This is a genomic window from Streptomyces vilmorinianum, from assembly GCF_005517195.1.
In the GTDB taxonomy this organism is placed as follows: Bacteria; Actinomycetota; Actinomycetes; order Streptomycetales; family Streptomycetaceae; genus Streptomyces; species Streptomyces vilmorinianum.
In genome coordinates, this window is the sequence record NZ_CP040244.1 from 5,831,591 (window position 1) to 5,857,849 (window position 26,259).

Below are 26,259 nucleotides of genomic sequence, written 5' to 3' on the forward strand. Positions count from 1 at the left end.
GTCAATACTTGGAGTCGTATGACTTAAAACAAGCCCTAGGGGTCATTGAGTTCAAGACTTGAAGTTGATCAACGAAGACGCTGGCTGATGACCTTCGACACGCCGTCGCCCTGCATGGAGACGCCGTACAGCGCGTCCGCGACCTCCATCGTCCGCTTCTGGTGCGTGATGACGATCAGCTGCGAGGACTCCTGGAGCTCCTGCATGATCCGGATCAGCCGCTGGAGGTTGGTGTCGTCGAGGGCCGCCTCCACCTCGTCCATCACGTAGAACGGGCTGGGGCGGGCCTTGAAGATGGAGACGAGCATCGCCACGGCGGTCAGCGAACGCTCGCCGCCGGAGAGCAGGGAGAGCCGCTTGACCTTCTTGCCCGGCGGGCGGGCCTCCACGTCGACGCCGGTGGTGAGCATGTTGTCGGGATCGGTCAGGATCAGCCGCCCCTCCCCGCCGGGGAAGAGCCGCGAGAAGACGCCCTCGAACTCGCGCGCGGTGTCCCGGTACGCCTCGGTGAAGACCTGTTCGACGCGCACGTCGACCTCCTTCACGACCTGAAGGAGGTCCGCCCGGGTCTTCTTGAGGTCCTCCAGCTGCTCGGAGAGGAACTGGTGGCGCTCCTCCAGCGCCGCGAACTCCTCGAGAGCGAGCGGATTGACCTTTCCGAGCTGCTGATACGCCCGTTCGGCGGCCTTGAGCCGCTTCTCCTGCTCCGCGCGGACGAAGGGGCGGGGCTGGTTGCGCGGGTGCTCGGGGTCCTCGGGAAGCTCTTCGCCCTCGGCGGGCGGGGAGGGCGGTACGAGCTGATGGGGGCCGTACTCGGAGACCAGGCCGGCCGGCTCGACGCCCAGCTCCTCCAGGGCCTTCGTCTCCAGCTGCTCGATCCGCAGGCGCTTCTCCGCACCGAGGACCTCGCCGCGGTGGACCGAGTCGGTGAGCTTGTCCAGTTCGGCCTTCAGATCGCGGCCCCGGGTGCGGGCGGCGGCCAGGCCCTGCTCGCGGGCGCCCTTGGCGGCCTCGGCGAGGGCGCGCTCCTGCTCGGCCCGGACCAGGGAGACCTCGATATGGGCCAGGAGCTGCCGGGCGCCCGCGGCGACGGCGGCGGCGACCTCCGCCTCGTGGCGCAGCCGGGCGCGGCGCTGCTCGGCACGCGCGCGTGCCTCGCGTTCCGCGCGGGCGCCCCGGTCGAGGGAGTCGGCGCGTCCGGCGAGGCCCTTGACCCGTTCCTCGTGGGTACGGAGCTGGAGCCTGGCCTCCATCTCGGTCTGGCGGGCGTTGGCGCCGTCGGCGGCGAGCCGGTCGCGCACGGAGGTGTCGGGCTCCTCCTCGGCCGGGGTCTCCTCGGCGACGAGGAGGCGCTCGGCCAGCTCCTCGGCCTCGTACAGGGCCTTCTCCAGGGCCTCCTGGGCGCGGGCGGCGGCCGCGGCGGTGCGCTCGGCCTCCCCGGCGGCGCCCCGGGCCTGGCCGGCGAGCCGGCCCAGCTGCTGGGCGACGGAGGACTTCTCGCGGTCGGCGGCGCGACGGCGCTCGGTCAGCTCGTCGACGAGCGCGGCTGCGGTACGCCTGCGCTCGGTCGCCTCCTGCTGGGCGGCGGCCAGCTCCTCGCACCGCGATTCGAGCTCCTCCAGCTCGGCGGCCGCCTCGTCGACGGAGGCCTGGACCTCGAGGAGGCTGGGCGCCCCGGCGGAGCCCCCGTGCGCGAGGTGCGCGCCGAGCAGGTCGCCTTCGGCGGTGACGGCGGTGAGCCCGGGGTGCGCCCGCACCAGCTCGACGGCCTCGTCGAGCCCGTCGACGACGACGACGTCCCGGAGCAATCGGCGTACGGCACCCATGAGTTCCCCGGGTCCTCCGACAAGCCGGGCGGCGGAGACGGCGGAGGCCGGAAGGGTCCCGGGGCCCGCCGGATCCACCGACTCGTCCGGGCCGGCGGAGGACAGGCCGGCAGGGGCTCGCCCGGCGGAGGACGGGCCGGCGGCCGGGCCGACGGAGGGCAGGCCGGCAGAGGCGCGGCCTGCGGAGGACGGACTGGTGGCTGCCGGGCCGGCAGGGGCTCGCCCGGCGGAGGTCAGCCCGATGGCGGCCGGGCCGGCAGAGGCGCGGCCTGCGGAGGGCGGGGTGGCGGAGGACGGACCGGCGGTGTCAGTGCCCTCGGCGGCCGGGCCCAGGGCGGGGGCCGGGGCGCCGGGCCTGGCGGCTTCCCGCTCCTCCGCACCCGCAAGCAGCAGCGTCGCGCGGCCCGCGTCCTGCTTGCGCAGCAGGCGCAGGGCGTCGGCCGCCGCGGTGGGGCCGGAGACGGCGATCGCGTCGGCCGCCACGCCGAAGGCGGCGGCGAGGGGGATCTCGTACCCAGGGGTGACGGTCAGCAGTTCGGCGGCCGGCCCGAGGAGTCCGGTGAGGCTGTCGCGGGCGGCGAGCAGCGCTCCCGTCCCGTCCTTGCGGCGCAGCCCCAGGGAGAGCGCCTCGTGGCGGGCCCTGGTCGCGGCGCGGCGGCGGTCGGCGGTGGCGGCGGCTTCGCGGGCGGCGGTCAGCGCGGACTCGGCGCCCGCGAGGTCCCGGCGGGCGGCCTCGTACCGCTCCCCCAGTTCGGTGTCGTCCGCGTCGAGCCCGTCGACCTCGGCCTTGAGCTGCTCGTACTCCTCCTGCGCGGCGACGGCCCGCTCCTGGGCCTCGTCACGGGCGGCGGCGAGCCGGTCGATCTCGGCCTGGGCGGACGCGGCGCGCGAGCGGGCGGCGTTGACCTGGCCGTGCAGCCGGGCGAGCCCCTCGCGCCGGTCGGCGATGGCGCGGGCGACGCCCTTGAGCCGGCGCTCCTCCAGCGCGAGCTCGCGCTCCAGTTCGGCGCGGTGGGCGACGGTGTCCTCCAGGGCGCGCTCGGCCGCCTCCAGGGCGGCCTCCAGCTCGGCCTCCTGCTCGCGGATGCGGGCGGCCTCGCGCTCCATGTCCTCCGGGTCGCGGCCCCGGCGCTCCTCCGGCGGCTGGGCGGTGGCGCTCTTCACGCGCGCGTCGGCGAGGGAGACCGTGCCCCGGACGCGCTCGGCGAGCTGGGAGAGTTCGTACCAGGTCTGCTGGGCCCGCTGGAGGCGCGGCGCGAGGCGCCGGACCTCGTCCTCGAGCTCCGCCTCCTTCGCGAGCGCCGCCCGCAGCTCGCTCTCGGCGCTCTCCTTGCGCTCCTTGAGCGCGGCCTCGTCGGCGACCTCGGCGTTCAGCGCCTCCTGGAGCCGTACGAGGTCGTCGGAGAGCAGCCTCAGCCGGGCGTCGCGCAGATCGGCCTGGATGACCGCGGCCCGGCGGGCGACCGCCGCCTGGCGGCCGAGCGGCTTGAGCTGGCGGCGCAGCTCGTCGGTCAGGTCCTGCACGCGCGCGAGGTTGGCCTGCATCGCGTCGAGCTTCCGCAGCGCCTTCTCCTTGCGCTTGCGGTGCTTGAGTACGCCGGCCGCCTCCTCGATGAAGGCCCGGCGCCCCATCGGGTCGGCGTGCAGGACGGAGTCGAGCTGGCCCTGGCCGACGATGACGTGCATCTCGCGGCCGATGCCGGAGTCGGAGAGCAGGTCCTGGATGTCGAGCAGCCGGCAGGTGTCGCCGTTGATCTGGTATTCGCTGCTGCCTCCCCGGAACATGATCCGGGTGATGGTGACCTCGGCGTAGTCGATGGGCAGCGCGCCGTCGGAGTTGTCGATGGTCAGCGAGACCTCGGCGCGGCCGAGCGGCGGCCGCCCGGTCGTGCCGGCGAAGATGACGTCCTCCATCTTGCCGCCGCGCAGCGACTTGGCGCCCTGCTCTCCCATGACCCAGGACAGCGCGTCCACGACATTGGACTTGCCGGATCCGTTCGGCCCGACGACACACGTGATTCCCGGTTCGAACCGCAGGGTGGTGGCGGATGCGAACGACTTGAAACCGCGGAGGGTCAGGGCCTTGAGATGCACGCCCCCGGACTCTACCGGGGGTTGCGCGTTTCACCCATGAAGGTGCAGGGCATTCCCTCCGGTGAGGAGGGGTGGGACATGGGGGACTCAAGAAAGAAGGGACGCCGGAGCGCCCCTTGCATATCTAGCTGTGCTAGCGAGAGTGTTTCTCACCTGGCCCCGGCACGGGGCTGACTGTCAACTGTCAGGTGAGCGCAGGCTCCGCCTTGGGAACGTCGAGTTCGATGCTGTCGAGCAGCGACTCTCCGTGCTGAGCGGCGGCAGCGTTGAGCGCGTCGTTCTCGGACTGAATCCGTACCAGCTCGGACTCGAGATCCTGGACGCGCTGCTGAAGCCGTCGCATCTCGGCGAGGAGTCGCGGGTCGGAGCCGCCGACGTAACCGAGAAGCGCCTTTGCCATGATGGATGGTCCTCCACACTGAGTGACCGACCGAAGCGGTGTGGGTCGTGAGGGATTTCGCACCCGCGGTGCTCGGCAGCTCTTGTCGTGCCGGTGTTCTACTGCCAAACAGCTAAGGTGCGCGGGGCTTCCAGAGTCTCACCAAAAAGTTTGACGGTCAACACGATCACGCCCCGTATCAAGGGGCAACCGGGGGGTCCGCGGCCGTGCGACAGACGGCGGCGCCTCGCAACTCGGTGCCTCAGGGGCGTGGAGATCATCCTTCCTGGCGGAGCCCGGCACCGCAAGCCCCCTCCGGCAACCATCAGGCCATATCCACGTCGGCGGCTCGTCGCCGCGCGTCCGCCCGGGGCCCTTCGGGACCACCGGGCGGAGGGTCTTCGACGCGATCGTCAGCGGACCGCGAAGCTGTCGTATCCGCCGCGCGGCGTGTCCCAGATCTCAGTGACTCCGTCCACCCGCCCGGGAGTGTCGTCGGAGCGCAGCCAGTCGAGCAGACGGTGGCAATTCTCACTCGGCCCCTCGGCCACGACCTGGACCCGCCCGTCGTCGAGGTTGAGCGCGAAGCCGACGAGCCCTCCGATCTCCAGTGCGTTTGCCCTGGTGAACCAGCGGAAGCCCACTCCCTGTACCCGGCCGCGCACCCATGCGGTGAGCCGTACGTCTTCGTTCATGGCTGCACGCTAACGGGCCAATTGCCCAAGGAGCACGTCGCCCTCGCGCGTCATGGCGTACAGTCCCGACCGAATGAGACTCACCCGTTCGGGCGCCTCTCGTTCGACAGGCCCCACGCGGGGCCCGCAGAAGCAAAGATCAGCAAAGATCACAGCACAGGTCGTCAGGAAGGCAGAGCAGATGGGACGCCATCGTCGCTCCGGCGCCGCGCCCGCCGCAGAAGAGTACGCGGCGGGTTCGGACCGCCGGCATCAGGGGGCCCGCCGCAAGAGGCGGGGCGCGCCCGTGCGTACCGGACTGCTCGGGGTCTCGGCCGCGGTGGCGGTCGGCGCGGTCGCCGTCGCCGCGGGCCTGCTGCCGGGCGGGGAGACGTACACCGTCGGCAGCGCCGGCTCCGGTGAGAAGCAGAGCCAGTCCCGGCAGGCTCCGGAGCTGACGACGCAGGGTGGCTCGTCCGCGACCCCGTCCGCCGAGCGGAGCACGTCCCCCGAGGCGCCCGCGCGGAAGGCCTCGCCGTCCGCGACGCCTTCGCCGACCCCCTCGAAGACCACCGCCTCCCCGAAGCCGAAGCCGACTCCGACACCGTCGAAGACCACGGCCGCCGCGCCGTCGAAGAAGGCGAAGCCGAAGCCGGCCCCGACGACCGAGAAGCCCGTCGTGCCCACCGAGGCGCCCGCGCCGGTGAGCAGGGACGCCGCCGCCGAGGCGGAGGTCGTGCGTCTGGTCAACGCGGAGCGGGCCAAGGTGGGCTGTGTCCCGGTGCGCTCGGACGCGCGGCTCGCCGCGCTGGCCGGTGCCTTCAGCGAGGACATGGCCGCGCGCGGCTTCTTCGACCACACGGACCCGGACGGCGACACCCCCTGGGAGCGTGCCCGCCAGGCGGGGGTCTCCGGCATGGCCGGCGAGAACATCGCCCGGGGCCAGGCGGACGCCGCGGCCGTGATGGACGCGTGGATGAACAGCGACGGCCACCGCGCGAACATCCTGAACTGCGACTACACGACGATGGGTGTCGGGGTGCACTTCGCGGACGGCGGCCCGTGGTGGACCCAGGACTTCGGCTTCTGAGCCGACGGGATACGACAGGCGTACGAAGGAGAGGGCCCCGTCACCGGGTGGTGACGGGGCCCTCTCCGCTTCTGTCCGTGCCTTACGCGGCGGCGGCGCGGCCGGCCGCGAAGGTGCGGGCGGTCTCGGCGACCCGGCGGCCGAGGTGCTCGGCCGTGGCGAGGTCCGCCTTGTGCACGTCCTCGGGGCCCTGGTCGTTGTTGGACTGAGCGGCGGCGCCGGTGAAGAAGCCGAGGCGGTTGAGGTCGAACTCGGACGCCTCGCTGGAGTTCCAGCCGGGCTTGAGCCCCAGGTTGACCCAGTGCATGCCGTGCTGGCCGGCCAGGATCTGGAAGAACTGCAGGGTGTGCAGCTTGTCGCCGCTCTTGGAGGCCGAGTTGGTGAAGCCGGCGGCCAGCTTGTCCCGCCAGGCGTCGGAGAACCAGCGCTTGGAGCTGGCCTCGGCGAAGGCGTGGAAGGCGCCGGAGGCGGTGCCCATGTAGGTCGGGGAGCCGAAGACGATCGCGTCGGAGGAGTCGAGGAGCGCCCACTCGGCGTCGGTGATCTCGTCGACCTTGATCAGGTGGACCGTGGCGCCGCCGTCGGCGGCGCCGGCCCGGACGGCCTCGGCGAGGACGGCGGTGTGGCCGTAGCCGGAGTGGTAGGCGATGGAGACGACAGGGGTGGTCACGGGGGAACTCCTCATCAGCACGGCGGGGACGACGAGAAGTAGAGCACTTACTTTTCGATAGCGCAAACTATTAGTAAGCGCATGCCGATGGTAAGCGCTGCGCGCGAGTATGGTAGAGGCATGACTGACGACATCGCCTTCGACGTGTTCGCCCGGGCCTGTCCCTCGCGCGGCACGCTGGAGCATGTGACGGGCCGCTGGGGCAGCCTCACCCTCGGCGCCCTGTACGACGGCACGTTCCGCTTCAACGAGCTGCGGCGCCGGGTCGACGGCGTGAGCGAGAAGATGCTGTCGCAGACCCTGCACGCCCTGGAGCGCGACGGGCTGGTCCACCGTGAGGCGCAGCCGACGAACCCGCCGCGCGTGGACTACGAGCTCACCCCGCTGGGACGCGAGATCGCCGAGCGACTGCTCGGTCTGATCGAGCTGGTGGAGGGCCGGATGCCGCAGGTCCTGTCGGCGCGCGAGAGCTACGACGCGGCGCGCGAGACGGTCACGCCGTAGCGCGCGGCGGGCGCTGGCAGCGCGGGCAGAAGTAGCTGGACCGGTTCATCCACGGGCGGCGCCGTATCGGCGTACCGCAGCGGCGGCACGGCTCGTCCTCGCGCCCGTAGGCGTCGAGGGACCGGTCGAAGTAGCCGGACTCGCCGTTCACATTCACGTAGAGGCTGTCGAAGCTGGTCCCGCCGGCGGCGAGGGCCGCGTTCATGACGTCCCGTACATGGCCGAGCAGTTCGGCGGAACGGGGCCGGGTCAGACTCGCGGTGGGGCGATCGTAGTGCAGCTTGGCGCGCCACAGCGCCTCGTCGGCGTAGATGTTCCCGACCCCGCTGATCAGCGACTGGTCGAGCAGCGCCCGCTTGACGGTCGTACGCCGCAGACGCAGCGCCGCCTGGAACGCGGCGTCGTCGAACTCCGGGTCCAGGGGGTCGCGCGCGATGTGCGCGATGACGTCCGGAAGGCCGTCCGCCGTGTTGTCGTGGAGCGAGAGCCCGCCGAAGGTGCGCTGGTCGACGAAGCGCAGCTCGGTGCCAAGGCCGTCCTCGAACCGGATGCGGATGCGCAGGTGCTTCTCGTCCGGGGCGTCCTCGGGCTGGACGAGCAGCTGTCCGCTCATGCCGAGATGGCCGAGGATCGAGGCGCCGGAGTCCGCGAGGGGGATCCAGAGGTACTTGCCGCGCCGGCGCGCGACCCCGAGGCGATGCCCCTTGAGGCGGGCGGCGAAGTCCTCGCCGCCGGCCATGTGCCTGCGCACGGCCCGGGGATGGAGCACCTCGACCTCGCCCACGGTGCGCCCGCCGACCCAGCGCTCAAGACCGCGCCGTACGACCTCGACCTCGGGCAACTCGGGCACGGGACTCCTCCGGAGGGGGTACGAGAACGATGCCCGCAGCCTACCGCTCGGACGAGCGGCCCCGGCTTCCGAGCCCGGACCGGCAGGTGCGGCCGCCACGCGAAAAACGACCCCGCCCGGGGCCCTGTGCAGGGCCCCGGGCGGGGTCGTCAAGGAAAGGGGGCCTCAGGCCGAAGCCTGGTCGGCAGCCTGATCGGTGGGCGAAGAGGTGTCGGCGGCCTCTTCCGCCACCACCGCTTGCGCTCCCGCCTCGACCGCGGCCTTCGCCGCCGCCGCGCGCTCGTCCGCCGCCGCGCGAATCGCGCGCCACGCGGACTCCGCCGCCTGCTGCTCCGCTTCCTTCTTGCTGCGGCCGGTGCCGGTGCCGTACGAGACACCACCGACGCGGGCGGCAGCAGTGAAGGTCTTCTCGTGGTCCGGGCCCGTCTCGGAGACGAGGTACTCCGGAACACCCAGTCCCTCGGCCGCGGTCAGCTCCTGGAGGCTGGTCTTCCAGTCCAGTCCTGCACCGAGGTTCGAGGACTTCTCGATCAGCGGGTCGAAGAGCCGGTGCACCAGCTCCGAGGCCGCGTCGAGGCCCTGGTCGAGATAGACCGCACCGATCACCGCTTCAAGGGTGTCGGCGAGGATGGACGCCTTGTCCCGGCCGCCCGTGCCCTCTTCGCCCCGGCCGAGCCGGATGAAGGAGCCGAGTTCGAGGCCGCGGCCGACCTCCGCCAGCGCACGCGAGTTGACCACCGCGGCCCGCAGCTTGGCCAGCTGGCCTTCGGGCAGGTCGGGGTGGGTGCGGTACAGCGTGTCCGTGACCACCAGGCCGAGTACGGAGTCCCCGAGGAACTCCAGCCGCTCGTTGGTGGGCAGACCGCCGTTCTCGTACGCGTAGGAGCGGTGCGTCAGCGCACGCACCAGAAGGGCGGACTCGAGCTGATACCCGAGCCGCCCTTCCAGAAGCGTGTGGGACGAGGCATTGTCCGACTTGTTGGACTCAGACATTGCGCCTCTCACCAGCCACTCAGACCGAGAGGACCTGGCGCTTGTTGTAGGTGCCGCAGCTCGGGCACGCGATGTGCTGCTGCTTCGGCTCCTGGCAACGCTCACACGAAACCAGGGTGGGGACCGCAGCCTTCCACTGCGACCGGCGGTGGCGCGTGTTGCTGCGCGACATCTTCCGCTTCGGAACAGCCACGGCTACTTCTCCTGCTTCTCGTCGACGCCAGCTTCGGCGCCGCTCATGTTGTCCTTCTCCCCGGTTCCCAGCGAACCGGCGAGTCCCTGCAACGCCGCCCATCGGATGTCGACGGCGTCATGGTGGTGGTCCGGGTTGTCGTTCAGGTTGATTCCGCATTCGGAACACAGACCCGCACAGTCCTCCCGGCACACCGGCTGCATCGGCAGTGCGAGCACCACCGCATCCCGCAGCACGGGTTCGAGGTCGAACATGCCGTCCTCGAGGGGGGTCATGTCCTCGTCGTCCTCGGCTTCGTCGCCCGCGGCCGCCTTGGAGCGGCCCCGGTCGTCGGAGTCGGGGTACGAGAACATCTCCTGGAAATCCACGTCGAGCTCGAGCTCGACGGGCTCCAGACACCTTACGCACTCCCCCTCGGCCGATGCACGGGCGGTGCCTGTGACAAGCACCCCTTCCATGACCGACTCGAGACGGAGCTCGATCTCCACGGGCGCGCCTTCCGGCACACCGACGACTCCTTCGACACCGAGGTCCTTGGGAGCCGTGACCGAGCGGGAGAGCCGCTGGAGGGCACCGGGACGCCGCCCCAGCTCGTGCGTGTCGAACACGAGGGGGTTGCGGTGGTCCAGGCGCGTACTCAGGGTTCTTCCTGCTTTCGGATCGTGAGGGGGCTGCCGTGTTCGAATCGAGAGACGAAGCGGGCAGCATGGATCGCGGGCATACGCGCGACCGAAGAGCCAGGATACTGGACGCTTCGCTCAGGGCCCAATCCGGGCCTGTACGGGTACGGGCTCAGTGCCCCTGCCCGTGCCCCTGCTCGTACTGCCGCAGCTGCTCCAGGTCGATCATGCTCGTGTCGAAGAAGCTGGTCTCGTCGAGCGCGGCGGCCTGCGGCTGGTGTCCCTGGGGCTGCTGGTAGTCGTACGCCTGCTGGGGCTGCTGGTACGCGTAGGGGTCCTGCTGCTGGTACGCGTACGGGTCCTGCTGGTACGCGTACGCGTCCTGGTGCTGCGGCTGCTGGTACCCGTACGGGTCGGGCTGCGGCTGCTGCTGCGCCGGGATCTGCGGGGCCTGCTGCATGACGGGCTGCTGCACCGGCTCGGGGTCGGCCAGCTCCGCGAGCCCGGCCAGATAGTCGGCGTCGCTGGTGTGCACGGCGTTGCCGGCCGCGTCCTGGGCCGCCATGTGCGCGCCGAGCTCGTCGGTGGCGATCCGGCCGTGCAGCTTCTGCCGGCCGCGGCCGACGGCCTCCAGGGTCTTGGACAGCACGGCCTCGAAGGCGCCCAGCTTCGCGGCAATGAACTCATCGGCCCCGCCGCCCCGGTGGATCAGGGTCTGCGGGTCCGCGCTGTACTCGGGGGCGTCCTCGTCGGCGTAGCCGTCCTGGTCGAGCCCCGGGCCGCGGCCGAGCAGCTTCTCGCGGCCGCGGTCGACCGAGCCGATCGTCTTGTTGAGGACGACCTCGAAGTTGGCGAGCTTGGAGTCGACGTAGTCGTCGGCCTCGGCGCGGATCTCCTCGGCCTCGCGGCGGGCCTCGGAGAGGATCCGGTCCGCCTCGTCCTGGGACTGGCGGGCGACCTGGGTGTCGGAGATCAGCGAGCCGCGCTCGGCGTGGGCGGCCTCGATGATCCGCTCGGCCTCCTGCCGGGCCTGCTCGACCATCTGCTCGCGCCCGCCGAGGAGCTCCTGGGCCTGGGCCAGGGAGCCCGGCAGGGCCTCCCGTACCTCTTCGAGCATGGCGAGCAGCTCGGCGCGGTTGACCACGCAGGACGCCGACATGGGCATGGAGCGGGCGTTTGCGATCGTGGAAACGATCTCGTCGAGCTTCTTCTGCACGTCCACCGGGTGCTCGCCACTCTCTACAGCTGAATGAAGACGGACGGGACGACTGTAAGGGCAGTCGTCCCCCGTCCGACACCAGATGACCGACCGTCAGCGACCGTGGCTCGTGGTCACCTCCGGGTCACTGCGCTGTGCGCCGCTCGGCGAGGCGCTCGGTCAGCCGGCCGAGGACGGCCGGCGGCACGAGGTGGGAGACGTCGCCGCCCCAGGCGGCGACCTCCTTGACCAGGGAGGAGGACAGGAAGCTGTACGTGGGGTTGGTGGGGACGAAGAGGGTCTCCACGCCCGAGAGCCCGTTGTTCATCTGGGCCATCTGCAGCTCGTAGTCGAAGTCGCTGACCGCGCGCAGGCCCTTGACGATGGCGGGGATGTCGCGCTGCTTGCAGAAGTCGACGAGCAGGCCGTGGAAGGACTCGACCTGGACGTTGCCGAAGTCGGCGGTGACCTCACGGATCAGCTCGATCCGCTCGTCGACGGTGAACAGCCCCTTCTTGGACTGGTTGATCATCACCGCGACATGTACGACGTCGTACAGCTTGGAGGCGCGGGCGATGATGTCGAGATGTCCGTTGGTGATGGGGTCGAATGACCCCGGACAGACGGCGCGGCGCAACTTGGGTCCCTCGCTCTCCGGTCCGGTCATCGTGCGTCTTCGCACGTAGAGGCGGCGCGACCGTACCAAAACGTTCCCTCGCCGTAGCGACGGGCCCGCAGTGGTTCGAAGCCGGCCGGCCAGCCGAACTCCCCGCCTCGGGTGCTGCGCTCCACGGTGACGAGCGCGTCCTCGCCGATCCAGCCCCCCGAGCGGAGTGTGAGGAGGATCTCGCGAAGATCGTCGTCCGAGACGGCGTACGGCGGGTCGAGGAAGACCAGGTCGTAGGGGGCGGAGGGGGCCGGTCCCGTCACGATCTGTTCCGCTTTGCCCGTGCGGAGCTCGGCGCCGGGCAGACCGAGCGCGCGGACGTTCTCGCGGACGGTGCGGGCGGCGCGGGCGTCCGCCTCGACGAGGAGGGCGTGGGAGGCGCCACGGGAGAGCGCCTCCAGGCCGACGGCGCCCGAGCCGGCGTACAGGTCGGCGACCCGGACCCCGTCGAGGGTGCCGAGGAGCGACTCCCAGGTGGAGAAGAGGCCCTCGCGCGCCCGGTCGGAGGTGGGGCGGGTGCCGTTGCCGGGGGGCACGGCCAGTCGGCGTCCGCCGGCGGTACCGGCGATCACGCGGGTCATCTGAGGTCCTTGTCCTTCTTCGGGGCTCGGTTCGCCTCCGGGGTGGCACAGAGGTCTGTGTCTCCACGATATGGCGGGTGAGGGGGGTCTGACGTCACCCCTTCTCCAGGAACTCCTCCCGCTCCTTGTCCAGGAGGGCGTCCAGGGCGGTGCGCAGCTCGGGGTGGCCGGTGAGGTCCGGGTCGGCGAGGACGACGGCGGTGGCCTCCTCGCGGGCGGCGGCGATGACCTCCTCGTCGTCGATGACGGTGAGCATCCGCAGGGAGGAGCGGACGCCGGACTGGGCCTGGCCGAGGACGTCGCCCTCGCGGCGCTCCTCCAGGTCGATCCGGGAGAGCTCGAAGCCGTCGAGGGTGGAGGCGACGGCGGCGAGACGCCGGCGGGCGGGGCTGGCCTCGGGCATCTCGGTGACGAGGAGGCAGAGGCCGGGGGCGGAGCCCCGGCCGACACGGCCGCGGAGCTGGTGGAGCTGGGAGACGCCGAAACGGTCGGCGTCCATGATCACCATGGCGGTGGCGTTGGGGACGTTGACGCCGACCTCGATGACGGTGGTGGCGACCAGGACGTCGACCTCGCCGGCGGCGAAGCGGCGCATGACGTCGTCCTTGTCGTCCGGGTGCATCCGGCCGTGCAGGACCTCGACACGGAGCCCGGCGAGGGGTCCCCGGGTGAGCTGCTCGGCGATCTCGAGCACGGCGAGCGGCGGGCGCTTCTCGGCCTCGTCCTCGGGGGACGGCTTCTTCTTCGCGCCCTTGCCGTTCCTGCCGTTCTCGTCCTCACCGTCGCCGATGCGGGGGCAGACGACGTACGCCTGGTGGCCGTTCTCCACCTCTTCGCGCACGCGCTCCCACGCGCGCGTGAGGAAGTGCGGCTTGTCGGCGGCCGGGACGACATGGCTGGCGATCGGCGAACGCCCGGCGGGCAGCTGGTCGAGGACGGAGGTCTCCAGGTCGCCGAAGACGGTCATGGCGACCGTGCGCGGGATCGGGGTGGCCGTCATGACGAGCAGGTGCGGAGGCTGCTTCCCCTTGCCGCGCAGGGCGTCGCGCTGCTCCACGCCGAAGCGGTGCTGCTCGTCCACCACGACCAGGCCGAGGTCGTGGAACTGCACCTTGTCCTCGATCAGGGCGTGCGTGCCGATGACGATCCCGGCCTCGCCGGTGACGAGGTCGAGCAGGGCCTGCCGGCGGCCGGCGGCGCCCATCGAGCCGGTGAGCAGGACGACCTTGGTGGCGTGCTCGGATCCGCCGAGCATGCCTCCCTCGGCGAGCTCGCCCATCATCTCGGTGACCGAGCGGTGGTGCTGCTGGGCGAGGACCTCGGTGGGCGCGAGCATCGCGGCCTGTCCCCCGGCGTCGACGACGGCGAGCATGGCGCGCAGGGCCACCATCGTCTTTCCCGATCCGACTTCGCCCTGGAGGAGGCGGTGCATCGGGTGCTCGGTCGCGAGGTCGTCGAAGATCTCCCGGGAGACCTTCTGCTGGCCGTCGGTGAGGGTGAAGGGCAGCTTGGCGTCGAAGGCGTCGAGGAGGCCGCCGGGGATCGGCTTGCGGGCGACGGCGGGCAGTTGGGTGTCCGCGTACCGCCGGCGGGCGAGGGCGACCTGGAGGACGAAGGCCTCGTCCCACTTCAGCCGCTGCCTGGCGTCCTCGATGTCCGCCTTCGTACGGGGCCGGTGGACCTTCTGGAGCGCCTCGGGCAGGTCGGCGAGGCCGCGTCCCTCGCGCAGGGCGGGCGGCAGCGGGTCGGCGAGGCCGGCCCAGCCGGTGGCGGCCAGGGAGTCCAGGGCGATGGAGACGGACTGCTCGATGGTCCAGGACTCCAGCTGCTTGCAGGCCGGGTAGATCGGGAGCAGCTCGCTCGCGAACGCCTTGACCGTCTCGTCGCTGCTGTCGGCGTCCAGGAGCTTGTACTCGGGGTGGGAGAGCTGGAGCTTGCGGTTGAAGACGCCGACCTTGCCGGCGAACATCCCGCGGCGGCCCGGGAGCAGCTCCTTCTGGTGGAAGTAGACCGCCCGGCCGAAGAAGACCAGCTGCATCCGGCCGCTGCCGTCGGTGATCGTCACCTCCAGGCGCTGACCCTTGCCCCGGCCGCCCTTGTTGAAGGTCATCACGCGCGCGTCGGCGACCTGCGCGACCACCGTGACGTGCTCGTCCAGCGGCAGGTCGGCGAGGGCGGTGAGCTCGCCGCGCTCCGCGTACCGCCGGGGGTAGTGGTGGAGGAGGTCCCCGACCGTGTGGAGGTCGAGGTGCTCGGCCATCACCTTGGCGGTGGCGGCGCCGAGGAGGTTCTTCAGCGGGTCAGCGAGCAGCACGGCGCCTCCCCTCGGGGGCACCGAGCGGCTTCCGCAGCTTCCGCGGGCTCCGTGGGTTCTCCGGGTTCTGCGGGTTCTGCGGGTTCTTCGGGTTCTTCAGGGGTTCGTCGAGCGCAGGCACATGTTCCATTGCACACCACCGCACTGACACCCGTCCCGCAGGCTGTGGATATCCGCTGGTCACGTCGGCGCCGCGAGGCCTACCATGACGCCTCTCCCCCCTCCGTCGCCTCCGGCTCCTCCGGACGCCGCCGGCGATGACTGCCGATCAGACACCGCACGCCTCCACCACGGGGAGAACCACGCATGACGCTGACCCTTCAGGCCCTGCGCGAGGCCATGCGGGAGAACGCCGAGCAGCCCGAGGGGCCCGCGCGCAACGCGCGCGCCGAGCGGCTGCTCTCCGAGGCCGAACGGACCGGCGAGCGGCCGGCCGTGATCGCCGCGCTCGGCCACCAGCTGCAGGTGTACAACTACAGCTCCGAGAAGGCGAAGATGTTCGTGCCCTTCTCGCGCCTGCTGGGGATGTGGGACGAGAATCCGGCGGACTTCGACGCCTACGAGACGCACTCCCTGCACTGGGTCTTCAAGTGGGTCTCCAGCGGCATGCTCGACCAGCCGCACATTCCGCTCGCGTCGATCGAGAAGTGGCTCGGCGAGATGGAGCGCCGCTACCGCCTGGCGGGCCATTCCGAACGGGCCGTGCGGCAGGGCGAGTTCCGGGTGGCCCGGCACATCGGCGACCGGGAGCGGGCGGCCCGGGCGTACGCGGCCTGGCTGGCGGCCGACCGCGACCGGATGGCCGACTGCCACGCCTGCGAGCTGCACGGCCAGGGCGCGTGGTCCGTGGAACTCGGCGACGACGAGCAGGCCCTGAAGACATGGGCGCCGGTCCTGGACGGCGAGCACGCCTGCGCCCATGAGCCGCACGCGGTCCTCGCCTCGTCCCTCCTGCCGCTGGTCCGGCTCGGCCGGGCGGAGGAGGCCCGTACGAACCATCTGCGGGGCTACCGTCTGGTGCGGCCGATGGAGAGCATGCGCGATGCGGTGGCGCTGCACATCGAGTTCTGCGCGCTGACCGGGAACGAGGCGCGGGGTCTGGAGATCCTGGCGGAGCGGCCGGGCTTCTTCACCGACCGCGGCGACCCGGACAGCCACCTGGACTTCCTGGCGGTGACGGCCCTGCTGACGGACCGGCTGGTGGCGCTCGGGCACGGCGGGCAGTCGGTGCCGGGCCCGGCGGGTTCGTCGTGGACGGCGGGCGAACTCGCGGGCCACGCGCGCGTGGAAGCGCTGGCGATCGCCCGCCTCTTCGACGAGCGCAACGGCACGGGGCGGGTGGGCGAGGCGGTCCGGGAGCGGATGGCGCGGGCGCCGCTGATGGAGCGGCTGCCGCTGGGGGTACGGGCGGCGGGTCCGGTACCGCTTCGCCCGCCGGTGACGGCCGCTCCGACCGGTTCCTCGGAGGACCTGCTCGCGCGGGCCCGGCGGCTGTCTAAGGAGCGGCACCCGGACGCGCGGGCGGCCTGGGATGCCCTGGGCCGGGCCGTCGCGGCCGGGCGGGTCGACGTGGACGTTCTCGCGCGGGCCGAGCTGGACGACCACCGGGCGATGGCTCTGGAGGAGGGTCCGGCGGAGTCGGTACGCCTCTTCCTGTCGGCGGCCGAGGGCTACGAAGCGGCGGGCGATCCCGGAGAGGCCGAGGCCGCCCGGGCCCGGTGCGCGTACGCGCTGGCGCTGGGCGGGCGGACGGAGGAGGCGTCGGCGGCCGTCGAGGAGGCGATCGGCCGGGTCCTGGCCCTGCACGCCGAGGGTGCGGCGACGGCCCGGCAGGCCGCGGGCGCGCTGCTGATCCGCGTACGGGTCCGGCTGCTGCGGCTACACGAGGCGGAGGGCGGGGGCGGGGGCGGCGAGGACGGCGCGCCCGCCGAGGAGGTCGCGCGGTCCGTGGACGAACTCCTCGCCTTCGCCTCGCCGTACGCCGACGACCGGGCGGTCGCCGACCGGGTCGCCGAGGCCGAGTCCGTACGGGCCGACCTGGCCGCGCACCACGGGGACGCCGAGGGGGCGGCGCGGCAGTACGCGTACGCGGCGGAGCTGTACCACCGGGCCGGGATGCCCTGGTACGCCGTGGAGCCGGAGACCCGCCTCTCCCGCGTCGCCCTCCACCTCGGCGATCTGGGCGGCGCCGAGCGGGCGGCCCGTGCGGCCCTCGACCACGGCGCGGGGTACGCGGGGGCGTCCGGGCAGACCCGCCTGCGGCTCCAGTTGGCCGAAGTCCTCGCCGCCGGCCGGCGGTTCGGGGAGGCCGTGGAGCATGCCCTGGAGGCTGCGCACTGGGCCGACGAGGCGGGCGAGAGCCGTGGGATCGGCGCGTACGCACGGCATCTGCTGGGCGGCTGGCTGGTACGGGAGAGCCGTACGGAGGAGGCCGCGGCGATCCTGGAGGCGGTGCTGCCGGACCTGTCCGTGGAGGAGCACGGCGACGGGGCGGTCGTCCAGACGCTGTGGTGGCTCGGCGACTGCCTCATGGCTCTGAACGAGCCCCGGTCCGCGGCGGAGCAGTGGCTGCGGGCGGCGGAGCTCGCGAAGAAGTGGCCGGAGCAGCGGGACCACGCGATGCTGGCGAACCTGGCGGCGCAGGCACTGCTCCAGGCGGAGCTGAAGCCGCAGGCCGCGGCGGCGTACGAGCGGGCCGGTGAGCTGTGGCGGGAGCTGGGCGACGCGGCGGCGTACGTCAGGACGCTGCGGGTACGGGCGTGGATCGCGGGGGCCGGGGAGGGGCGGGCCCTGATGGACGCGGCGGCGGAGGCGTGCGGGGAGGACGTGGTGGAGCGGGCGGACACGTACGCCCAGACCGCGGAGCTGCTGGCGGAGAAGGACGTCCGGGAGGCGCTGTCGTACGCGGAGCGGGCGGTGTCGGCGTTCGCCGAGGCGGAGGCGGGTCCGGGGGTCCGCGACCGTCGCACGGCGGCGCAGCTGCTCGCGGCGTGGCTCCACCTGAACCTGGAGAACCACGCGGCGGCGGCGACCCTGGCGCGGGGCGTGCTCGCGGAGTACGCCCCGTCGGAGGAGGGCGCGGCGGCCGAGCGCCGCGGCGAGGCGGAGGCGGTGCTGGAGCGGGCGGCGACCTGACGTTGGCGGTTGGGGGCGGTGGATTTCCCCCACCCCGCCCCTCCCCGAAACCCTGACGAGACCGGGGCCTCGGCCCCCGCCCCCCAGGGGGCGGCAGCTTCGCGCCGCCGGGACTGAGCCCCCCACCGGCGGCGTTCGGGGCGCCGCAGCTCCGCGCGGCCGAGGCTGCGTGCCCGCCGGTGCTGTCAGGCGCGCGGCACTTCACGCGCCGCCGGAACCGCGCCACCACCACCGTCGAGCGCCGCGGCTTCGCGGCGACAGGCCCGCACGACACTGCGATCCAGCAGGTTGGTCTCGCGCGCCCGAACCACGGCCCCCACCGCCGCCTTCAGACGCGGCGGCTCGCGCCGCCGGGCCGCACGACGGCCGCTGCTCTCCAGCGCGGCGGCTACGCGCCGCCGGAACCGCCCACCAAGGGCATCCCGCAGGCTGGTCCGCGCCGCCGTTGCCGCGCTCCCCATCGCCCGCAACCGTGGTGGGCCGGGCGGGCAGGCCCCCGGGGATCAGTGCCGCTTCAAGGTCACGGCTACTCCACGCCGATCAAGAGTGCCGGTGCGCCGTGGCCCGCGTGGTAGGTCGTTGTGTCGACTGCCAGGTAGGTGTCGCGGACGTGGCGTTCGAGTGCGGGGGACAGTGACTCCGGGGTGTCGTCCGAGACGATCAGGGTCACCAGTTCGCCGCCCGCCGAGAGCATGCGGTCCAGGACCGTGCGGGCCGTTGTCGTCAGGTCCTGGCCGATGACCGCGACGTCGCCCTCGATCAGGCCCAGGATGTCGCCGGCCTGGCAGACGCCCGCCGAGGTGAAGGACTGGCGTTCGGCGACGGCGAGTTCGGCGTACCGGGTCGCGCCCGCCGCCGCCGTCATCGCGACCACGTCCTCGTCGAAGCGGCGCTCGGGCTCGTGGACGGCCAGCGCCGCGATGCCCTGGACGGCTGCCCGGGTCGGGATCAGGGCGACCCGGATGCCCTCCGCGCGGGCCTGTTCGGCCGCCGCGCCCGCCGTGTGGCGCAGGTCGGTGTCGTTGGGCAGGAGCACCACCTCGCGCGCGTGGGCCCGCCGGATCGCGTCGACGAGCTCTCCGCTGGCCGGCGGCTCCCCCGGCCTGGCCAGCACCGTCGTCGCCCCGGCCTCCTCGCACAGGCCCGCGAGTCCCTCGCCGGGGACCACCGCGACCACCGCGCGCTGGGCCGGCTCCCGGCGCTCCACGCCCGCGAAGTGCGTGATCCGGATCCGGTACGGCCGGCCCGCCTCCACGCCCGCCTCGACCGCCGCTCCCGCGTCGTCGACATGGACGTGGACGTTCCACAGCCCGTCGCCTCCGACGACGACCAGGGAGTCGCCGAGCGCGTCGAGCCGGGCTCGTAGCCGTTCCACGGCCGCGTCGTCCGCTTCCAGGAGGTAGATCACCTCGAACGCCGGTCCGCCCTCCGAGGCGCAGTCCTCCAGGGCCACGTGCGGCCGGTGCGAGGCCACGGGCGGCCGTACCCGCGCCTCTCCCGACACGACCTCCACCAGCGCGCCGAGGACGGCCACCAGACCCCGTCCTCCCGCGTCCACGACCCCGGCGCGTTCGAGCACGGCCAGTTGTCCGGGGGTGGCCTCAAGGGCGGTCCTTGCCCCCTCGTACGCCCCCCTGGCCACCGCCGCGAGGCTTCCACCCCCCTCGCAGGCGCCGGCCGCGGCGCCCGCGACGCTCAGGATCGTTCCTTCGACGGGGTGGGCCACGGCCTTCCGGGCCGCCAGGGCCGCCGCCGCCAGGGACCGGGCGAGGTGGTCGCCGTCACGCCCGTCCGCGAGCACGGACGCCATGCCGCGCAGCAGCTGCGAGAGGATCGTCCCCGAGTTGCCCCGGGCGCCGATGAGGGCCCCGTGGGCCATGGCCCGTATGGCGTCGCCCGCGTCCGGCTCGTCCGCCGCGAAGACCGCCTCGACCGCCTGGGCGGCTGACTCCACCGTCAGATACAGGTTCGTGCCGGTGTCCCCGTCGGCGATCGGATAGACGTTGATCGCGTCGATCTCCTCGCGCTCCCGGCCGAGCGCGTCCAGCGCCCGTACGCACCAGGCTCGGACCGCTGCGGCGTCGAGGGTCTGCGCGGTCTGCGGCAACGGGTGATCCTCCTGCTAGGCGGCGTCTGCGGTGAGCTCACCGCAGCGTAGACCCGCTCGTGACCTGGGCCCGGAGCGGGGGCCGCGGCGGCCGTGGTAGTTTCGTTCTACGGGAGCAGCCGTTGTATGCTGCTTCGGTTGCCCGGCGAGAGTCGGGCCATTTCCCCGGCAAGCCACTTCAGAACTCTGATTCCGGTGCGCCGGATTTCACTGTAAATCTGAAGTCTTTGGAGTGACCCGTGGCTGCCAACTGCGACGTCTGCGGCAAGGGGCCGGGCTTCGGCAACAACATTTCGCACTCGCACCGCCGTACGTCTCGTCGCTGGAACCCGAACATCCAGCGCGTGCGTGCCGTGGTCGGTCGGACGCCGAAGCGGCTCAACGTCTGCACCTCGTGCATCAAGGCCGGCAAGGTCTCGCGCTAACGCCGACGTTTCGTCGTAGCGCAGCCCCTGCGGTTGCCTTGAAAGGCCGGTTCACCTCGGTGAACCGGCCTTTTGCCATGCCCTGAGGTCTTCTCGGCAGTTCTTCTCAGCTCAGCAGGTCTTCTCAGCGAAGACGCCAGCCGTGGTCCACCGGGCCGATCCCCGCGCCCAGCGTGAACCCGGCCGCGATCGCGCCCGTCACGTACTGCTTCGCCTCCCGCACCGCCTCCGGCACGGTCAGCCCCTTCGCGAGGCCCGACGCCACCGCCGAGGCGAGCGTGCAGCCCGTCCCGTGCGTGTGCCGGTTCTCGTGCCGGGGAGCGCGCAGCCAGTGCTCCTCGTCCCCGTCCGTGAGCAGGTCGACGGCGTCCCCTTCGAGGTGGCCGCCCTTGATGAGCGCCCACCGCGGGCCGTACGCCAGGATCGCCGCCGCGGCCGCCCGCAGATCGGACTCCCGCTCGACGACGACTCCCGTGAGCTGCGCCACCTCGTCCAGGTTGGGCGTGGCCACCGTCGCGACCGGCAGCAGCTTCTTCCGTACGGAATCCAGCGCGGAGGCCGCGAGCAGCGGGTCGCCGTGCTTGGAGACCCCGACCGGGTCGACCACCACCGGCGCGTCCGTTCCCGCGAGCAGCTCCGCCACCGTCTCCACCAGCGTGGCGGAGGACAGCATGCCGGTCTTCACGGCCTGGACGCCGATGTCGTCGACGACGGCGCGGTACTGGGCCCGTACGGCCTCCTCGGGCAGTTCCCACGCGCCCTGGACGCCCAGCGAGTTCTGGGCGGTGACGGCGGTGATCACGCTCATGCCGTGGACGCCGAGGGCGAGCATCGTCTTGAGGTCGGCCTGGATGCCCGCGCCGCCGCCGGAGTCGGATCCGGCGACGGTGAGGGCCAGGGGCGGGCTCACTCGTGGCCCCCGAAGTGGTCCCAGCCGCCCTTGGTGTGCCAGGGCGCCCCGTCCACCGTCACCTGCGGCAGCGCGGAGGGGTTGAGGACCTCGCCGATGACCTTCCAGCGGGCCGGCAGCTTCACGTCCGGCGGGAAGGTGGCGACGATGGCGTGGTCCTCTCCCCCGGTGAGCACCCACTGCAGCGGGTCGACGCCCACCGCCTGCCCGATGTCGTTCATCTGCGTGGGGATGTCGATGAGCCCGGAGCGCAGGTCGATACGGACCTTGCTGGCCTCGGCGATGTGGCCGAGGTCGGCGATGAGTCCGTCGCTGACGTCGCACATGGCGGTGGCGCCGAGCCCGGCGGCCGCGGGGCCCGCGTGGTACGGCGGTTCGGGGCGCCGGTGGGCCTCGACGAAGGCGCGCGGGGAGCGGAAGCCGCGGGAGAGCACCGCGTAGCCGGCGGCGGACCAGCCGAGCCAGCCGGTGTACGCGACGACGTCGCCGGGCTGCGCCCCGCCCCGGGTCACGGGGTCGTGGTTGCGCAGGTCGCCGAGCGCGGTGATGGCGACGGTGATGGTGTCGCCGCGGACGACGTCGCCGCCGACGACGGCCGCGCCCGCGACCTGGCACTCGTCACGCAGGCCGTCCATGAGCTCGGTGGGCCAGGTGACCGGGAGTTCGGCGGGGACGACCAGGCCGAGGAGCAGCGCGGTGGGGACGGCGCCCATCGCGGCGATGTCGGCGAGGTTCTGTGCGGCCGCCTTGCGGCCGACGTCGTACGCCGTCGACCAGTCGCGGCGGAAGTGACGTCCTTCGAGCAGGATGTCCGTGCTGGCCACCACGCGCCGGTCGGGCGCGGAGACGACCGCGGCGTCGTCGCCGGGTCCGATCCGTACCGCCGGGGTGGAGGTGAGCCGGGAGGTGAGCTCCCTGATGAGCCCGAACTCCCCCAGTTCTCCTACTGTGCCCTTCACCGCGTCTCACCTCGTGTTGTCGTGCCGGCCGCCGGGTCGCCGTGCGCGTCGCTCCGCCGCTCGCTGTGCGGGTCGCTGTGCGGGTCGCGAGCCGTCACCGCGCTGGGTACCGTCAAGTAGACCGTCAACTTCTGTCGTGCGTACGCCACACTCTGAACGCCTCGGGGCGCGCAGGTCTCCCCGCGGCCCTCGGCGACGCGGTACCGTGGCGTCCCTTTCTCCCACAAGATCCTCGTGGCCGCCCTGGAGGTTCCGTGGTACAGGCGTACATCCTCATTCAGACCGAGGTGGGCAAGGCGTCGACCGTCGCCGAGACCATCTCCAAGATCCCGGGAGTGATCCAGGCGGAAGACGTGACGGGCCCGTACGACGTGATCGTCCGCGCCCAGGCCGACACGGTCGACGCGCTGGGCCGCATGGTGGTCGCCAAGGTCCAGCAAGTGGACGGCATCACGAGGACCCTCACCTGCCCGGTCGTGCATCTGTAGCCCCCGTCTACCCTTGGCCGGTGATGTCTTCCCACCGGCCTTTCGGCCTGCCCGCCGCCATCGCCGCCGTGCTGCTGCTGACCGCCGCGGGTTGCTCCTCCACGGACGCGAAGGCGTCGGTCCCGGTTCCCAGCCCTCCGGCCGAGGAAGCCGCCCTCTGCCAGGCGCTGGCGAAGGAGCTCCCCGACACCGTGGCGGGGCTGGAGCGCAACGATCCGGAGCCGGGCTCCGAGCTGACCGCCGGGTGGGGGGATGCGGCGATCGTACTGCGCTGCGGGGTCCCCCGGCCCGAAAAGATGAGCGATCCCCAGTCGCACGGCATCTCGGTGGACGGCGTGCGCTGGATGCTGGAACAGCCGGAGGGCGGCGGACCCCGTTTCACCTCGGTGTATCGCAAGACGTACGTCGAGGTGACGCTGGACGAGCGGTACGCGCACGACGCGAGTCCGCTCACGGCGCTCGCCGCCCCCGTGGAGAAGGCCGTTCCCTGCTCCCTGGAGTGCGACTAGCGCAGGCCCGTGGAGCGGGTCAGCGCGGCCTGGATCAGCCGGTCGACGAGCTCGGGGTAGCTGACGCCGCTCTCCTGCCACATGCGCGGGTACATGGAGATCGGGGTGAAGCCCGGCATGGTGTTGATCTCGTTGATCACGAACCCGCCGTCCTCCGTGAGGAAGAAGTCGGCGCGGACCAGGCCCTCGCAGGAGACGGCCTCGTACGCGGCGACCGCGAGCCGCTGGACCTCGGCGGTGGCCTCGTCGCCGATCGGCGCGGGCACGATGCCGGAGGCCGAGTCGATGTACTTGGCCTCGAAGTCGTAGAAGTCGTGGTCGGTGACGGGCGGGATCTCGGCCGGCACGCTGGCGCGCGGGCCGTCCTCGAACTCCAGGACGCCGCACTCGATCTCGCGGCCGCGCAGCAGCGACTCGACGAGGATCTTGGGGTCGTGGCGGCGGGCCTCCTCGATGGCCTCGTCCAGGCCGGAGAGGTCGTCGACCTTGGTGATGCCCATGGAGGAGCCGCCACGGGCGGGCTTCACGAAGAGCGGCCAGCCGTGCTCGGCGGCGAACTCGACGATCTTCTTGCGGGCGGCGGCGGGGTTCTGCTCCCACTCGCGCGGGCGGATGACCTCGTACGGGCCGACGGGCAGCCCGAAGGAGGTGAACACCCGCTTCATGTACTCCTTGTCCTGGCCGACGGCGGAGGCGAGGACGCCCGCGCCGACGTAGGGGACGCCGGAGAGCTCCAGGAGGCCCTGGAGGGTGCCGTCCTCGCCGTACGGGCCGTGCAGCATCGGGAACACGACGTCGACCTCGCCGAGGGCCTTGGGCACGGAGCCGGGCTCGGTGTACACGACCTCGCGGTTGGCCGGGTCGACGGAGAGGACGACGCCGCCCTGCTCGGACTCGGTCAGGTCGGAGACGTTCGGCAGGGAGCGCTCGGCGATGGCCATCCGCTCGGGGGCGTCGGCGGTCAGCGCCCAGCGCCCGTCCGTCGTGATGCCGATGGGCAGCACGTCGTACTTGGTCCGGTCGATGGCGCGCAGGACGGCGCCGGCCGTGACGACGGAGATGGCGTGCTCGGAGCTGCGTCCGCCGAAGACGACGGCCACGCGCGGCTTGCGGGGGCTCTGGGTGTTCTCGCTCATAACGCGATGAGCGTACCTTGCGTGTTCGATGCGTTTAAGAGCCCCGGCCCGCCGCGCGCGTCCGGCGTAGCGCACGCGCGCGGTGACGTCCTCGGCGGCGCCTTCGGCGGCGTCTTCGGCGGCGTCTTCGGCGGCGTCCTCGGCGGCGTCCTCGGCGGCGTCCTCGGCGGCGTCCTCAGCGGCGTTCGGACTTGGCGCTGCGCGACATCAGTTCCTTGAGGGCGACGATCGGCGGCTTGCCCTCGTGGACGATCGAGACGACCGTCTCCGTGATCGGCATGTCGACCCCGTGGCGGCGGGCCAGATCGAGCACCGACTCGCAGGACTTGACGCCCTCCGCGGTCTGCTTGGTGGCCGCGATCGTCTCCTCCAGCGTCATCCCGCGGCCCAGGTTGGTGCCGAAGGTGTGGTTGCGGGAGAGCGGGGAGGAGCAGGTGGCGACCAGGTCGCCGAGGCCGGCGAGGCCGGAGAAGGTGAGCGGGTCGGCTCCCATGGCGAGGCCGAGCCGGGTGGTCTCGGCGAGGCCGCGGGTGATGAGCGTGGCCTTGGAGTTGTCGCCGAGTCCCATGCCGTCGGCGATGCCGACGGCGAGCCCGATGACGTTCTTGACCGCTCCGCCCAGTTCGCAGCCGACGACGTCGGTGTTGGTGTACGGGCGGAAGTACGGGGTCATGCAGGCGGTCTGGAGGCGCTGGGCGACCGATTCGTCGGCGCAGGCGACCACGGCGGCGGCGGGCTGCCGGGCGGCGATCTCCTTGGCGAGGTTGGGGCCGGTGAGGACGGCCACGCGCTCGGCGGGGACCTTGGCGACCTCCTCGATGACCTCGCTCATGCGCTTGGCGGTGCCGAGTTCGACGCCCTTCATCAGGGAGACGAGGACGGTGTCGGGGGCCAGCTTGGGGGCCCACTCGGCGAGGTTGCCGCGCAGGGTCTGCGAGGGGATGGCGAGCACCGTGAACTCGGCGTCGCGGGCGGCCTCGGCGGGGTCGGTGGTGGCCCGGACGTTCGCCGGGAGTTCGATGCCCGGGAGGTAGTCGGGGTTGGTGCGGGTGGTGTTGATGGCGTCGACGAGTTCGGCGCGGCGGCCCCAGAGGGTCACCTCGCAGCCCGCGTCCGCGAGGACCATCGCGAAGGCCGTGCCCCACGATCCGGTTCCGAATACGGCTGCCTTGGTCACTTCAGGCCCTCCCCGGCGGCCTTGCGCCGCTGCTCCAGCCGGGCCTTGCGGTGGTCGTACGGCTCGGCCGGCGCCTTCTCGCCGCGGACGTCCTCCAGGAGCGCGGTGATCGCGGCCATGATGACCTCGGTCGCCTCGCGCAGGACGTCGGGCGTCGGCTCCTGGTCGTAGAAGCGTGAGAGGTCGACGGGCGGACCGGCCTGCACGATCAGCGTCTTGCGGGGGAACAGGTTGAGCTTGTTCTCCTTGGCGTACGGCGGCATCGCGAGGTTGGCGCCCCACTGGGCGACCGGGATGACCGGGGCCTTGGTGAGCAGCGCGACGCGGGCGGCGCCGGTCTTGCCGGCCATGGGCCACATGGCGGGGTCGCGGGTGAGGGTGCCCTCGGGGTAGAAGGCGACGCACTCGCCGCGCTCGATGGCCTCGACGGCTGCGCGGAAGGCGTCGAGCGCGTTGGTCGTTTCGCGGTAGACGGGGATCTGTCCGGTGCCGCGCAGCATCGTGCCGACGAACGAGCCCTTGAAAAGGCCGGCCTTGGCGAGAAAGCGCGGGACGCGTCCGGTGTTGTACTGGAAGTGCGCGTAGGACAGCGGGTCCAGATACGAGTTGTGATTGACCGCGGTGATGAATCCGCCGTCGGCCGGAATGTGTTCCGTTCCGCGCCAGTCCCGCTTGAACAGAACCACCAGGGGGGGTTTGGCGATGACCGCCGCCAGGCGGTACCAGAAGCCGATTCTGCGGCGGGACACTCGTGCACCTT

The 26,259-nt window shown here is 72.3% G+C and carries 26 protein-coding genes; 7 read left to right on the forward strand and 19 right to left on the reverse strand.

The window, feature by feature from the left end; genetic code table 11:
• Positions 1-68: 68 nt before the first annotated feature.
• The 3 genes from FDM97_RS26945 to FDM97_RS26955 all read right to left on the reverse strand — a co-directional run bounded on the left by FDM97_RS26945 (position 69) and on the right by FDM97_RS26955 (position 4,994).
• Entirely contained in the window at positions 69-3,920 is a 3,852-nt protein-coding gene (locus FDM97_RS26945; protein ID WP_137993119.1) for an AAA family ATPase, read from the reverse strand.
• Between the two features lie 184 nt (positions 3,921-4,104).
• On the reverse strand, positions 4,105-4,320 hold the full coding sequence (locus tag FDM97_RS26950) for a hypothetical protein (protein ID WP_137993120.1): 216 nt from the start codon (positions 4,318-4,320) through the stop codon (positions 4,105-4,107).
• 392 nt (positions 4,321-4,712) lie between these two features.
• Positions 4,713-4,994, reverse strand: a complete 282-nt coding sequence (locus FDM97_RS26955; RefSeq protein ID WP_137993121.1) for an acylphosphatase — start codon at positions 4,992-4,994, stop codon at positions 4,713-4,715.
• Between the two features lie 181 nt (positions 4,995-5,175).
• Here FDM97_RS26955 and FDM97_RS26960 point away from each other — a divergent pair, with 181 nt between their 5' ends.
• Complete coding sequence (locus FDM97_RS26960) at positions 5,176-6,063, forward strand: CAP domain-containing protein (protein ID WP_137993122.1); 888 nt, start codon at positions 5,176-5,178, stop codon at positions 6,061-6,063.
• A gap of 82 nt (positions 6,064-6,145) precedes the next feature.
• Here FDM97_RS26960 and FDM97_RS26965 read toward each other — a convergent pair whose 3' ends face one another.
• Positions 6,146-6,733, reverse strand: coding sequence for a flavodoxin family protein (locus FDM97_RS26965; protein ID WP_137993123.1), 588 nt, complete (start codon positions 6,731-6,733; stop codon positions 6,146-6,148).
• A 120-nt stretch (positions 6,734-6,853) separates the two neighbouring features.
• On the opposite strand from FDM97_RS26965, the gene FDM97_RS26970 reads away from it, so the two are divergent.
• The gene (locus FDM97_RS26970) at positions 6,854-7,237 is read left to right on the forward strand and encodes a winged helix-turn-helix transcriptional regulator (protein WP_137993124.1); all 384 of its coding nucleotides are present in this window, start codon (positions 6,854-6,856) and stop codon (positions 7,235-7,237) included.
• On the opposite strand, the gene mutM is transcribed toward FDM97_RS26970, so the two are convergent.
• From mutM to recG, 8 genes are all read right to left on the reverse strand, one after another.
• On the reverse strand, positions 7,227-8,087 hold the full coding sequence (mutM, locus tag FDM97_RS26975) for a bifunctional DNA-formamidopyrimidine glycosylase/DNA-(apurinic or apyrimidinic site) lyase (RefSeq protein ID WP_137993125.1): 861 nt from the start codon (positions 8,085-8,087) through the stop codon (positions 7,227-7,229). The two genes, FDM97_RS26970 and mutM, sit on opposite strands and share 11 nt — an antisense overlap.
• Before the next feature lie 165 nt (positions 8,088-8,252).
• Positions 8,253-9,080, reverse strand: a complete 828-nt coding sequence (gene rnc / locus FDM97_RS26980) for a ribonuclease III (protein ID WP_137993126.1) — start codon at positions 9,078-9,080, stop codon at positions 8,253-8,255.
• A 19-nt stretch (positions 9,081-9,099) separates the two neighbouring features.
• On the reverse strand, positions 9,100-9,273 hold the full coding sequence (rpmF, locus tag FDM97_RS26985) for a 50S ribosomal protein L32 (protein WP_030496967.1): 174 nt from the start codon (positions 9,271-9,273) through the stop codon (positions 9,100-9,102).
• 2 nt (positions 9,274-9,275) lie between these two features.
• The gene (locus FDM97_RS26990; RefSeq protein ID WP_137993127.1) at positions 9,276-9,914 is read right to left on the reverse strand and encodes a YceD family protein; all 639 of its coding nucleotides are present in this window, start codon (positions 9,912-9,914) and stop codon (positions 9,276-9,278) included.
• A 151-nt stretch (positions 9,915-10,065) separates the two neighbouring features.
• Positions 10,066-11,115 (reverse strand): cell division initiation protein, encoded by a 1,050-nt coding sequence (locus FDM97_RS26995; RefSeq protein ID WP_137993128.1) that lies wholly within the window; start codon positions 11,113-11,115, stop codon positions 10,066-10,068.
• A 121-nt stretch (positions 11,116-11,236) separates the two neighbouring features.
• Positions 11,237-11,728, reverse strand: coding sequence for a pantetheine-phosphate adenylyltransferase (gene coaD / locus FDM97_RS27000; protein ID WP_217510298.1), 492 nt, complete (start codon positions 11,726-11,728; stop codon positions 11,237-11,239).
• A 26-nt stretch (positions 11,729-11,754) separates the two neighbouring features.
• Positions 11,755-12,339 (reverse strand): 16S rRNA (guanine(966)-N(2))-methyltransferase RsmD, encoded by a 585-nt coding sequence (gene rsmD, locus FDM97_RS27005; RefSeq protein ID WP_137993130.1) that lies wholly within the window; start codon positions 12,337-12,339, stop codon positions 11,755-11,757.
• Positions 12,340-12,433: 94 nt separating this feature from the next.
• Complete coding sequence (gene recG / locus FDM97_RS27010) at positions 12,434-14,653, reverse strand: ATP-dependent DNA helicase RecG (protein WP_137993131.1); 2,220 nt, start codon at positions 14,651-14,653, stop codon at positions 12,434-12,436.
• 306 nt (positions 14,654-14,959) lie between these two features.
• Between recG and FDM97_RS27015 the strand changes: the two genes are divergently transcribed.
• Complete coding sequence (locus FDM97_RS27015) at positions 14,960-17,788, forward strand: tetratricopeptide repeat protein (RefSeq protein ID WP_137993132.1); 2,829 nt, start codon at positions 14,960-14,962, stop codon at positions 17,786-17,788.
• Between the two features lie 185 nt (positions 17,789-17,973).
• Here FDM97_RS27015 and FDM97_RS27020 read toward each other — a convergent pair whose 3' ends face one another.
• Positions 17,974-18,249, reverse strand: coding sequence for a hypothetical protein (locus FDM97_RS27020; protein WP_137993133.1), 276 nt, complete (start codon positions 18,247-18,249; stop codon positions 17,974-17,976).
• A 65-nt stretch (positions 18,250-18,314) separates the two neighbouring features.
• On the reverse strand, positions 18,315-19,895 hold the full coding sequence (locus tag FDM97_RS27025; protein ID WP_137993134.1) for a DAK2 domain-containing protein: 1,581 nt from the start codon (positions 19,893-19,895) through the stop codon (positions 18,315-18,317).
• A gap of 239 nt (positions 19,896-20,134) precedes the next feature.
• Between FDM97_RS27025 and rpmB the strand changes: the two genes are divergently transcribed.
• Positions 20,135-20,320 (forward strand): 50S ribosomal protein L28, encoded by a 186-nt coding sequence (gene rpmB, locus FDM97_RS27030; RefSeq protein WP_003957616.1) that lies wholly within the window; start codon positions 20,135-20,137, stop codon positions 20,318-20,320.
• Between the two features lie 124 nt (positions 20,321-20,444).
• Here rpmB and thiD read toward each other — a convergent pair whose 3' ends face one another.
• Together thiD and FDM97_RS27040 are read right to left on the reverse strand one after the other, a co-directional pair.
• Entirely contained in the window at positions 20,445-21,254 is an 810-nt protein-coding gene (gene thiD / locus FDM97_RS27035; protein WP_432816288.1) for a bifunctional hydroxymethylpyrimidine kinase/phosphomethylpyrimidine kinase, read from the reverse strand.
• Positions 21,227-22,189 (reverse strand): thiamine-phosphate kinase, encoded by a 963-nt coding sequence (locus tag FDM97_RS27040; RefSeq protein ID WP_137993136.1) that lies wholly within the window; start codon positions 22,187-22,189, stop codon positions 21,227-21,229. Before FDM97_RS27040 ends, thiD begins: the two co-directional genes overlap by 28 nt.
• 254 nt (positions 22,190-22,443) lie before the next feature.
• Here FDM97_RS27040 and FDM97_RS27045 point away from each other — a divergent pair, with 254 nt between their 5' ends.
• The gene (locus FDM97_RS27045; protein WP_103548548.1) at positions 22,444-22,677 is read left to right on the forward strand and encodes an Lrp/AsnC family transcriptional regulator; all 234 of its coding nucleotides are present in this window, start codon (positions 22,444-22,446) and stop codon (positions 22,675-22,677) included.
• A 23-nt stretch (positions 22,678-22,700) separates the two neighbouring features.
• On the forward strand, positions 22,701-23,186 hold the full coding sequence (locus FDM97_RS27050) for a DUF3515 domain-containing protein (RefSeq protein ID WP_137995048.1): 486 nt from the start codon (positions 22,701-22,703) through the stop codon (positions 23,184-23,186).
• Here the strand turns inward: FDM97_RS27050 and FDM97_RS27055 are convergent.
• Entirely contained in the window at positions 23,183-24,322 is a 1,140-nt protein-coding gene (locus tag FDM97_RS27055; protein WP_137993137.1) for a D-alanine--D-alanine ligase family protein, read from the reverse strand. The two genes, FDM97_RS27050 and FDM97_RS27055, sit on opposite strands and share 4 nt — an antisense overlap.
• A gap of 21 nt (positions 24,323-24,343) precedes the next feature.
• Here FDM97_RS27055 and FDM97_RS27060 point away from each other — a divergent pair, with 21 nt between their 5' ends.
• A complete protein-coding gene (locus FDM97_RS27060) occupies positions 24,344-24,541 on the forward strand; it encodes a hypothetical protein (RefSeq protein ID WP_137993138.1) in 198 nt (65 codons plus the stop codon).
• Here FDM97_RS27060 and FDM97_RS27065 read toward each other — a convergent pair.
• Positions 24,498-25,499, reverse strand: a complete 1,002-nt coding sequence (locus tag FDM97_RS27065) for an NAD(P)H-dependent glycerol-3-phosphate dehydrogenase (RefSeq protein WP_137993139.1) — start codon at positions 25,497-25,499, stop codon at positions 24,498-24,500. The genes FDM97_RS27060 and FDM97_RS27065 overlap by 44 nt on opposite strands.
• Complete coding sequence (locus tag FDM97_RS27070; protein WP_137993140.1) at positions 25,496-26,248, reverse strand: lysophospholipid acyltransferase family protein; 753 nt, start codon at positions 26,246-26,248, stop codon at positions 25,496-25,498. Before FDM97_RS27070 ends, FDM97_RS27065 begins: the two co-directional genes overlap by 4 nt.
• Positions 26,249-26,259: the final 11 nt, after the last annotated feature.

Bases quoted from the DNA above. Each gene is read 5' to 3' on its own strand.
- rnc (WP_137993126.1), bottom strand. From the start codon at position 9,080: ATGTCTGAGTCCAACAAGTCGGACAATGCCTCGTCCCACACGCTTCTG.
- FDM97_RS27020 (WP_137993133.1), bottom strand. From the start codon at position 18,249: ATGGGGAGCGCGGCAACGGCGGCGCGGACCAGCCTGCGGGATGCCCTT.
- FDM97_RS26950 (WP_137993120.1), bottom strand. From the start codon at position 4,320: ATGGCAAAGGCGCTTCTCGGTTACGTCGGCGGCTCCGACCCGCGACTC.
- FDM97_RS27050 (WP_137995048.1), top strand. From the start codon at position 22,701: ATGTCTTCCCACCGGCCTTTCGGCCTGCCCGCCGCCATCGCCGCCGTG.
- FDM97_RS26960 (WP_137993122.1), top strand. From the start codon at position 5,176: ATGGGACGCCATCGTCGCTCCGGCGCCGCGCCCGCCGCAGAAGAGTAC.
- FDM97_RS27055 (WP_137993137.1), bottom strand. From the start codon at position 24,322: ATGAGCGAGAACACCCAGAGCCCCCGCAAGCCGCGCGTGGCCGTCGTC.
- rsmD (WP_137993130.1), bottom strand. From the start codon at position 12,339: ATGACCCGCGTGATCGCCGGTACCGCCGGCGGACGCCGACTGGCCGTG.
- FDM97_RS26955 (WP_137993121.1), bottom strand. From the start codon at position 4,994: ATGAACGAAGACGTACGGCTCACCGCATGGGTGCGCGGCCGGGTACAG.
- FDM97_RS27015 (WP_137993132.1), top strand. From the start codon at position 14,960: ATGACGCTGACCCTTCAGGCCCTGCGCGAGGCCATGCGGGAGAACGCC.
- FDM97_RS26970 (WP_137993124.1), top strand. From the start codon at position 6,854: ATGACTGACGACATCGCCTTCGACGTGTTCGCCCGGGCCTGTCCCTCG.